The sequence below is a fragment of the Cellulomonas hominis genome, assembly GCF_005239125.1.
Taxonomy (GTDB): Bacteria; Actinomycetota; Actinomycetes; order Actinomycetales; family Cellulomonadaceae; genus Cellulomonas; species Cellulomonas hominis_A.
In genome coordinates, this window is record NZ_SZYE01000172.1 from 1 (window position 1) to 8633 (window position 8633).

General features: G+C 77.0%; 9 protein-coding genes. 3 read left to right on the top strand and 6 right to left on the bottom strand.

Features of this window, described 5'->3' with window-relative positions:
• Positions 1-81 precede the first annotated feature (81 nt).
• A complete protein-coding gene (locus FA014_RS15920) occupies positions 82-1074 on the top strand; it encodes a Gfo/Idh/MocA family protein (RefSeq protein WP_154730630.1) in 993 nt (330 codons plus the stop codon).
• 25 nt (positions 1075-1099) lie between these two features.
• Here the strand turns inward: FA014_RS15920 and FA014_RS15925 are convergent, their stop codons facing one another.
• Together FA014_RS15925 and FA014_RS15930 are read right to left on the bottom strand one after the other, a co-directional pair.
• The gene (locus FA014_RS15925; protein WP_154730631.1) at positions 1100-1726 is read right to left on the bottom strand and encodes a DinB family protein; all 627 of its coding nucleotides are present in this window, start codon (positions 1724-1726) and stop codon (positions 1100-1102) included.
• Positions 1727-1775: 49 nt separating this feature from the next.
• Positions 1776-3041 (bottom strand): APC family permease, encoded by a 1266-nt coding sequence (locus tag FA014_RS15930; RefSeq protein ID WP_154730632.1) that lies wholly within the window; start codon positions 3039-3041, stop codon positions 1776-1778.
• A gap of 147 nt (positions 3042-3188) precedes the next feature.
• On the opposite strand from FA014_RS15930, the gene FA014_RS15935 reads away from it, so the two are divergent.
• Positions 3189-3677 carry a nucleotidyltransferase domain-containing protein gene (locus FA014_RS15935; RefSeq protein ID WP_154730633.1) on the top strand — a complete coding sequence of 163 codons (489 nt, stop codon included), beginning with the start codon at positions 3189-3191 and terminating at the stop codon, positions 3675-3677.
• A 78-nt stretch (positions 3678-3755) separates the two neighbouring features.
• On the opposite strand, the gene FA014_RS15940 is transcribed toward FA014_RS15935, so the two are convergent.
• The 4 genes from FA014_RS15940 to FA014_RS15955 form a co-directional block, all read right to left on the bottom strand.
• A complete protein-coding gene (locus FA014_RS15940; RefSeq protein WP_154730634.1) occupies positions 3756-5051 on the bottom strand; it encodes an MFS transporter in 1296 nt (431 codons plus the stop codon).
• Between the two features lie 324 nt (positions 5052-5375).
• Positions 5376-6410 carry a phage tail protein gene (locus FA014_RS15945; RefSeq protein ID WP_154730635.1) on the bottom strand — a complete coding sequence of 345 codons (1035 nt, stop codon included), beginning with the start codon at positions 6408-6410 and terminating at the stop codon, positions 5376-5378.
• A 9-nt stretch (positions 6411-6419) separates the two neighbouring features.
• Positions 6420-6917, bottom strand: coding sequence for a phage tail protein (locus FA014_RS15950; RefSeq protein ID WP_154730636.1), 498 nt, complete (start codon positions 6915-6917; stop codon positions 6420-6422).
• Positions 6918-6931: 14 nt separating this feature from the next.
• On the bottom strand, positions 6932-7288 hold the full coding sequence (locus tag FA014_RS15955) for a DUF6916 family protein (RefSeq protein WP_154730637.1): 357 nt from the start codon (positions 7286-7288) through the stop codon (positions 6932-6934).
• Between the two features lie 114 nt (positions 7289-7402).
• On the opposite strand from FA014_RS15955, the gene FA014_RS15960 reads away from it, so the two are divergent.
• Positions 7403-8512: a right-handed parallel beta-helix repeat-containing protein gene (locus FA014_RS15960; RefSeq protein ID WP_154730638.1), complete on the top strand. Its 1110-nt coding sequence runs from the start codon at positions 7403-7405 to the stop codon at positions 8510-8512.
• The last annotated feature ends 121 nt before the right edge of the window (positions 8513-8633 follow it).

Sequence of the window (8633 nt, forward strand, 5' to 3'; positions counted from 1 at the left end):
CCGCGCGCTGAGCGGGCGCGGCACCGGCCGTCGGGCGCCGCGGACCGGCGCCGCCCCGCGGCGCCCGCTACGGTGCTGCCCATGTCGACGGTACGTCTCGGGGTCCTCGGTGCTGCGCGCATCCTGCACGACGCGGTGGCTGCGCCCGCCGCGTCCGTCCCGGAGGTCGAGGTGACGGCGATCGCCGCACGCGACCGCTCCCGGGCGGAGCAGATGGCGCGGGACGAGGGGATCGAGCGCGTGCTCGACGACTACGACGCGCTGCTCGCGGACCCGGAGATCGACGCGGTCTACGTGCCGACCCCGGCTGCGCTGCACGGGGTGTGGATGCTCCGCGCCATCGCCGCGGGCAAGCACGTGCTGTGCGAGAAGCCGTTCACCGCGAACGCCGCCGAGGCCGAGGACGTCGAGGCCGCGGCCGCCGGGTCCGGCCTGGTCGTGATGGAGGCGTTCCACTCGCAGCACCACCCGTCGTGGGCGCGGCTGCGCGAGCTGGTCGCCGAGGGTGCGATCGGGGAGGTGACCTCCGCGGAGGCCGACTTCTGCGTCGAGATCGCCGACCGGGGCGACATCCGCTGGCAGGAGTCGATGGGCGGCGGGGCGCTGATGGACCTGGGCGTCTACCCGCTCCGGTTCCTCACCAGCGTGCTGGGCGCGCCCACGGTGCGGTCGGCGGAGGCGGTCGAGGTGGACGGGGTCGACGCGTCGATCGTGGTGCACCTGGACCTGCCCGGCGGGGTGGACGGCACCGTGCGGGCCAGCATGGTGGCGACGGAGGACCAGAGCGTCCGGGCGCGGATCGTCGGCACCGCGGGCACGATCACCGTGCACAGCCCGTACGGGCCGCAGAACGGCGGGCGGATCGTCGTCGAGCACGCCGACGGGCGGGTCGTCGAGGAGCCGGTCGACCCGACCGCGTCGTACGTGTGGATGCTGCGGTCGTTCGCGGACGCGGTGCTGCGCGGCGGCGACCCGGTGTCGGGGACGGCGCAGGCGGTCGCCGCGATGCGGCTGGTGGACGACGCGTACCGGGCGGCGGGCATGGCACCGCGGGAGCCCGCGCCGCTGCGGTGACCGCCGGGGTCCCGCGGCGCCGGACCTAGCCCCGGCGCGCGGGCAGCGGGTACAGCGCGGGCACCTCCGGCGGGTCCTCCCCGACCACGCCGTCGATCGCCTCGCGGTACAGGTCCGCGTGGCCGACGTGCCGGGCGTACTCCTCGATCAGGTCGACCAGGACGCGGCGCACGCTCGGCGTGGCGTCCGGGTCGTCGGACCACGCGATCGGCCGGTCCAGCCCGCCGTCGGCGACGGCGTCCGCCAGCGACGCGCGGGCGCGCACCACGGCGTCCCGCCACAGCCCGTAGAGGTACGCGGGGTCGTCGTCGGCGGCGGACGACCACGGCCAGTCCGGGGTGGCGTCCCAGTCGACCCCCTCCCACGGGTCGCCCGGCCGGCGGCCGTTCACCCGGGTGCACAGGTGGAACACCTCGACGAACGCCAGGTGCTTGACCAGGCCGCCCAGCGTGATCGCCGACGGGCCGAGCGTGGCGGACAGCGCCTCGCGGTCGAGGCCGCCGACCTTCCACGCGAACGTGGCGCGCTGCCGCTCCAGCGACCCGACGAGCGACGCGACCTCGTCCCCGGCGACCGGAGGTCCCCACCAGCCCTGCGGGTCGGACCCGCCGTCCTGCCGGTCGTCCCCGTCCCGCGCGACGTCCTCGGACATGGTGCCTCCCTCGTCGGAGCCCCCGGCCGGTGTGCCGGTCCGCCGCACGCTACGCCGGACCACCCACACCCCGGCGCCGCGCCAGCACGACCGCCCGCCAGGCGACGCCCGCGGCGACCACCCCGGCACCGCCGAGCACCGACGCCGGCGGCAGGGTGGCGGCGAGCGCGACGCAGCCGAGCGCGCCCAGCACCTGCAGGGCGCGCGGGAACCGGCGGTGCGCCCGGTCCTGGGTGAGCGCGGCGAGGTTCGCGACCAGGTAGTAGAGCAGCACGCCGAACGACGAGAACCCGATCGCGCCGCGCAGGTCGACCGTGAGGACCAGCACGACGACGACGCCGCCGAGCGCCACCTCCGCCCGGTGCGGCACCCGGTACCGCGCGTGCACCGCCGCGAGCGGCCGCGGGAGGTCGCCCTCGCGGGCCATCGCGAGGGTGGTGCGGCTGACGCCCGCGACCAGCGCGAGCAGGGCGCCGAGCGAGGCGGCGACCGCGCCGACCCGGACCACCGCGCCGACCCAGGGCCGCCCGGTCGCCGCGGCGGCGTCGGCGAGCGGGGCGGCGCTCCCCGCCACCGCGTTCGGCCCGAGCACCGTCAGCAGGGTCACCGCGACGGCGGCGTACACGAGCACCGCGAGGCCGAGGGCCAGCTGGATCGCGCGCGGGATCGTCCGGGCCGGGTCGCGCACCTCCTCGCCCATCGTGGCGATCCGGGCGTACCCCGCGAACGCGAAGAACAGCAGGCCGGCGGAGCCCAGCACGCCCGACCAGGTCGCGTCGGCGCCGACGGCGACACGCGCCCAGGACGGGTCGCCGCCCGTCAGGCCGGCGAGCACGACGGTCGCCAGCGCGGCCAGCGCGACGGCCACCACCACGCGGGTCAGGCGCGCGGTCCGCGTGACGCCCCGCAGGTTCACCGCGGTCAGCGCCAGCACCGCGCCGGCGGCGACCGGCCGCTGCCACGTGGGCGGCACCGCGTACGCGGCGAAGGTCAGCGCCATCGCCGCGCAGCTCGCGGTCTTGCCGATCACGAAGCACCAGCCCGCGAGGAACCCCCACCACGGGCCCAGGCGCTCGCGCCCGTAGACGTACGTGCCGCCGGAGGCGGGGTACTGCGCCGCGAGCTGCGCGGAGGAGGTGGCGTTGGCGTAGGCGACCACCGCGGCGAGGGCGAGGCCGAGCAGCAGCGCGGAGCCGGCGGCCTGCGCGGCCGGCGCGAACGCGGCGAACACCCCGGCGCCGACCATCGAGCCCAGCCCGATCACCACGGCGTCGCCGAGGCCGAGTCGCCGGGCCAGGCCGGTGTCGCCGCTCATGTCGTCCCTCCGGTCGTCGTCCGGCGCGTCCCCGGGCGTCGCCGGACAGTGTGGCCGACCGAGGTGTCCGGCCGGTGTACGGCGTCGCCGGTCCCCCGGGTCGCTGGCACAGTGGGGGAGCACGGCGAGGCGAGGGAGGTGGCGCGCGTGGACCCGGCCGAGGTGCATCGCGTCCTGGACGCGCTCGCGACCGCCGGCTGCCGCGCGTGGGTGGCGGGCGGCTGGGGCGTCGACGCGCTCGTCGGCCGGCAGACCCGGCCGCACCGGGATCTCGACCTCGCGCTCGACGCGACCGGCGAGGCCGCGGCGCTCGCGGCGCTGGCGCGGCTGGGCTACGCGGTGGAGACGGACTGGCGGCCGGTGCGGGTCGAGCTCGCCGCCCCGGGCGGACGGTGGGTGGACCTGCACCCCGTCGCGTTCGACGCCCGGGGGCGCGGGACGCAGGCGGGCCTGGACGGCACCGCGTTCGACTACCCGGCGGGCTGCTTCGTCACCGGGACGATCGGCGGCCGGGTCGTGGGCTGCCTGTCGGTGGCGCAGCAGGTCGCGTTCCACACCGGGTACCCGCCGCGGGCGGTGGACCTGGCGGACCTGGCGCTGCTGGGGAGGCCGGGCGCGGGCGGCGCGGTGGGCTGACGACGAGGCCCCGGGTCGGACGCGGTGTCCGGCCCGGGGCCTCGAGCGGGTGCGGCGGGAGGCCGCGGCGGCGTCAGGTCAGCGGACGGACCTGATCCGCGTGATGAAGAAGGCGCCGAGGAGCGCGGCGACGATGGACACCGGGAACACGAGCCCGTAGCCGCCGGTCGCGACGACCAGCGCCGAGGTGATGAGCGGGCCGACGGTCTGGCCGGCGGTGGTCGAGAGGTTGAGGATGCCGAGGTCCTTGCCGGCCTCCTCCTCGTTCGGCAGCACGTCGACGTTCAGCGCCTGGTCGACGGAGGTGTAGACGCCGTAGCCGAGCCCGGCGATGCCGGCGAACAGGAACATGCCGGCGGGGGTCGGCCAGATCCACGGCATCGCGATACCGACGGCGAACAGCACGCTCGACAGCACCACCGGGAGCTTGCGGCGGCCGATCAGGTCGGAGACCGGGCCCGCGGCGACCGAGCCGATCAGGGACACGACCAACGTGATGACGGCCATCGTCGCGATGGTGGCGGCGGACTCGGCGGTGGTCTGCCCGACGTGGTCCTGCACGATGTAGAGCTGGTACGCCATGATCATCTGGTACGAGACCAGCATGAACAGGCGGCCCGCGAAGGCCAGGTAGAAGTCGGGCGCCTTGCGCGGCGGCCGGAACGACTTGAGCAGCTCGCCGAAGCCGGCCGCGGCAGGCGGCAGGTCCACGGCGGACCGCTCCCGCGGCCAGACGACCAGCGCGATGACGGCCGAGACGGCCATCAGGGCACCGCCGAGGACGAAGCCCGGCAGCGAGTGCGTGATGAACGCGGCGCCGACCAGCGAGCCGATCGGCGCGCCGCCGGCGAGGCCGCCGCCGTAGAACGCGGACATGGTGCCGCGGACCTTGCCGGGCACGCGGTCGGCGAGGACCGCGACGGCGGGCGCCAGCATCATGTTCAGGCCGACCATGCTGACGCAGTAGGACAGCGTGATCAGCCCGGGGCTGGTGAGGACGCCGATCGCGAACAGCGAGGCGCCGCCGATGATGCCGCCCGCGAGGATCCACGGGGTGCGCCGGCCGAAGCGGCTGCGGGTGCGGTCCGACAGGTTGCCGAACACCAGGTTGGACACCAGCGAGACGATCGCGGTGATCGCGCTGATGGAGCCGAGGAGCGTCTCGGGGGAGTCGACGCCGATGTCCCGCAGGCGCTGCGGGAGCAGGACGGCCGCGACGATCTGCAGGCCGACGATCCAGAGCAGGCCGTATGCGAAGAACCCGGCACCGAAGCGCAGGGTGCGGGCCCGCGTGAACGGGGCTCCCGTGTCGGGGGCGATGTCGTCCCGCGTCGAGGGGGTGCCCTCGGCGGCGACGGTGGCCTGCGCGTCCATGCGTACCTTCTTCGGCGTCATGGGAGTCGGACGGCTCCACGTTGAGACGTCGTGGCGCCGTCGCTGCCGGCGCCACCACTACCTACCGCGCGGTAGGTACCGCAGAAATTACGACCGGGTGGTCGGGATGTCAACCCCGCCGGGGTGGCCTGCGACGACGGCCTGCCACGACGGCCGCGACGCCGGGGCCGCGGCGCCGCGGACCCGCGCGATCACGCGGCACGCCGGGGTGCGGGTCCGCGGTCGTGGGCCGGGAGGGTGCTCGGGTGCGGGTCGTCGCCCGGCGGTGGGCGCGCCGGAGGACCTCCGGGCCGTGGCCGTCGCTCAGGGGCGGGTCGGGAACACGCCGTCCAGCGCGATCATCGCCGTGACGCCGAGGTAGGGCGAGCGGTTCGTGTGCGGCTGCGCACCGCCGGACGGGCCGGTCGCGCCGATCCCCACGGTCGGCCCGGCCGTCGTGTACTGATCGCGCCGCGCGCGCCCCTGCTGGGCGACCGCCCAGGACGCACCGGACGGGTTCCCCGTGGTGCCGCGTGCGCCGGTCCCGCGGACGGCGTGGGTGTGCGCCGGAAGATGCTGGGGGCTCAGCGCGACCTGCGAGGCCCCGCCCGGCTCCCCGACCACGGTGTCCCGCCGGCCGGGGTTGCCCTGGCCGACGTGGACGGGGGTGCGGTCGCGGAGGTCCGGCAGGGCGAACGTGGTGCGCCCGTCGCCCCCGAACGTCGTGCCGAGCAGGGCGAACAGCGGGGTGTTCTGCGTGATGGGCAGGAGCTGCCCGGTGCACGCCGCCCAGCCGCTCGGGACGAAGCTCCCCGCGAACAGCCGCACCTCGCCCATGAGGGCGGGGGACACGGGCCCGCCGTCGTCGCCCCGGCTCGGGAAGATCCCCTGGACGGCGATCCCGTAGGTCAGTGCGAGGTACGGGGGCCGGTTCTCGTGCGGCTGGGACTCCCCGGCGGCCTGCACGGTCCCGGGCGCCATGACGACCTGGGCGGCCGAGCCGTACTGCGGCTCGGCCGTCGTCGCCCAGCGCGCACCTGCCGGCTCCGCCGCGTCGGCAGGCGCGGCCGATCCGAGGACCTGGTGCACGTGCTGCGGGATCTGCGCCGCGGACAGGGCGGTGCTCGCCGTACCGCCGGCCTGGCCGACGAGGACCTCCGCGCCGGCACCCACCGCGGAGCGGTCTCGCAGGTCCGGCAGCTGGAATGTCGACACGCCGTCGCCGCCGTACTGCGTGCCCAGGATCGAGTACAGCGCCGGGTTCTGGTTGATCGCCACGGTCTGGCCCTCGCAGGGCAGCCAGCCGCGCGGCACGAAGTCGGTGGCGAACAGGCGGATCTCGCCGAGGTAGGGGTCCATGTCCTGCCGTCAGTCTCGGGTCGGGTAGATGCCGACGGTCGCGATGATGTGGATCATCCCGAGGAACGGCGGCAGGTTCTCGTGGGGGAGGCCGAGCCCGCTCGGCGCCAGGGCGTCGCCGGCCATCGTCTGACCGCCCGCACCGGGGTCGCCGGGCAGGTACGCCGGGCCGGCGACGGCGGCCCACACACCCGGCGAGGTGCGCGTGGCCGCCGCGGCGGAGGCGTGCAGGGCGTGCGTGTGCGCCGGGAGCTGCGGCACGGTGAGCGCGACCGTCTCCGCGCCGCCGGTCTCCCCGAGGTTGCCGCCGCGGCGGCCCACGGCCCACCGCCCGCGCAGGTCGGGGAGCGCGAACGTCGAGGTCCCGTCGCCGCCGTACCGGACGCCGAGCAGCGTGTAGAGGGCCTCGTTCTCGCTGATCGGCAGCAGCTGGCCGTCGCAGGCCGCCCAGCCCTGGGGCACGAAGATGCCCGCGAACAGCCGGATGTCGCCGAGGTACGGGTCCACGTCGTCTCCTCGCCTCAGGCCGTCCGGCCGACGACGGCCTCGAGCGTGCTGCCCTCGGGCCCGACCGGCTCGACGTGCAGCACCAGGTCGCCGTCCGCGTGCGCGAACGACCGCGTGGCACCCGGCAGGTCGCCCGCCCCGGTGAACCGCAGCGCGAAGGCCGTCTCCGTCGCCGGGGCGCCGCCCCGCCCGGTCACGGCCGTGAGCGTCACGGTGCGGCCCTCGACCTCGAACCGGTCGCCCACGAGGGGACGCAGCGCCGCGAGGGTGAGCGGGATGGTCGGGCGGCGCGTCGCGAGCACCGAGCCGCCCACGGCGACGACGCCGGCGGCCGCGGCGGCGGCCACTAGCACGGTGCGGCGGGTGGGCACGGGGACTCCTGGACCTTGCGGGGACGACGACCGGGGACGACGAGCGGGGTGAGCCTACGAGGATTCACCCGGACGACGGGTCCGCCGCTCGGGTGAAACACCTAGTCTTCCGGCGTGCACCCCCTGCGACCCGCCCTCCGGCGCGCCCTGGCGACGCTCGCACTGGCCGCCGTCGCGGCCGGTGCCGGCACGGTCGCGCCCGGCGCCGCGGCGCTCGGCGTCCCCGCCGCCCTGGCCGCCGAGGCGGTGGCGATCGCGGTGACGTCGCCCGCCGACGCCGCGCTCACCGCGGGGTGCGACGACGGCGCGGCGGGCACCACGCTGCGCGAGGCGCTCTGCCGCGCCGCGGGCGAGACGGACGCGGTGGTGACGGTCCCCGCGGGCACGGACGTCGTCCTCGCCGCGGGACCGCTGACCTTCGCGCCCGCCGCGCCGGCGACCCTCGTGGTGACGTCCCCCGGCGCGTGGACCGTCACGGCGTCGGGCCGGCGGATCCTCGACCTGGACCCCGGCCTCGTCGGCGGCGTGGACGTCACGGTCGAGCGGGTCGGGCTGAGCGGGGGCGTCCCCTCCGCGGCCGACGCGGCCCAGGTCGGCGGCGGCGGCGCGGTCCTCGCCGGCACCGGCGACCCCGGCCGGCCCGACGCACTCACCCTGCGCGACTGCGTCGTCACCGGCAGCGCGAACGCCGCCGGCGCGGGCGACGCCTCGGCGCCCGGCGGCGCGGTGCAGATGTCCGGCGGCGCGCTGACGATCGACGGCTGCACGTTCCGCGGGAACACGGCGGACGGCGCGCCCGGCGGGGCGGTGGCGATGCTCGGCGTCGACGACGCGGACACGGTCGTCGTCACCGGGTCGACCTTCGACGGCAACACCGTGACCGGCGGGAGCGGGTCCGGCGTGCTCGGCGGCGGCGCCCTCTACGTCGACGGCGCCGCGCTGACCGTGCAGGGCTCGACCTTCACCGGCAACACCGTGACCTCCGCGTCCGTCGCGGCGGCGCGCGGCGCGGCGGTGCTGGCGACGGGCAGCACCTCGCTCACGGGGTCCCGGGTCGAGGGCAACGTCGTCACGGGGTCCGGCGGGGCCGCCGACGGCGGCGCGCTCTGGCTCGCGGGGGGCTCGGTCGCGTCCTCGGTCCTGGTGGGCAACACCGACGGCGTCACCGGCGCCCCGCGCCCCGCGTCCGTGGTGGGCCCGGTGCCGGCCACGGCGAGCGGGTGAGGCGTGTGGGCGCGGTGCGGTTCGCGGGGGGTCGGGTCGGCGTGCGGCGGGGGGTCGCCGTCGGGGTGGTGCTCGCGCTGGTCGGCGCGCTGGGCGCGTGCTCGGGCGGGCCGGACGACCG